Here is a 573-nt window from a genome sequence, read left to right as displayed (position 1 = left end):
CATGCGGAGATCGACGATCGCCGTGTTTTTCGATCGCTCGCTTTTCATCCTCCGAAAGCCTAAAGGACGGGAGCAGCGGGCATGGAGCGAGTCCTAGATCCTTTTCGTTAGGCGCCAGATCGATACACTTTCGCGATACAAAGTAGCCTACTGGAACGCCGTAAGCGATAATGACAAGAGACTTGATATCATAGACGATATAATTCGCATCTTTTGGGCAACGAGTGCCGCTAAGACAATAGAGCAGATTTTTGCGATTGAAGTCCTGTTGAACTGGTCGCTCAGCGCGGGCGCCATTCGCGATCCGCTTTTGGGCATTTTTGAAAGTTGCTGCAAAGGATTTTCCAACTGAGGTCGATTTCAACTTCAAATATGTCATTCGCGAAGGGACGCGGAGGCTTGAAGAAGTCACGCGCGACAATCTTCTTGCGCCAATCTTTAGCAACTCGAGTTGGGAATCTATCGCTTAAATCGTTGGGGCTACCTTACGCGAAAGGCCTCAAGACCCAAACTCGCGAGATCTTGTCCGACGAGCGATTGCACGCTTTGGTGCCAGGCATCTCTTCGATTTGG

1 protein-coding gene is annotated in these 573 nt (G+C 50.1%); it reads right to left on the bottom strand.

What is annotated here, in order from left to right:
• Window positions 1-364 (bottom strand): hypothetical protein (locus H8A95_RS43445; protein WP_229188508.1); only part of this gene is annotated, 364 nt, incomplete at its 3' end.
• Between the last annotated feature and the right edge of the window lie 209 nt (window positions 365-573).

This window comes from Bradyrhizobium oropedii, from assembly GCF_020889685.1.
GTDB classification, from domain to species: domain Bacteria; phylum Pseudomonadota; class Alphaproteobacteria; order Rhizobiales; family Xanthobacteraceae; genus Bradyrhizobium; species Bradyrhizobium oropedii.
The sequence above is the reverse complement of the archived record's forward strand: the minus strand, read 5'-3'. Positions and strand labels throughout refer to the sequence as shown.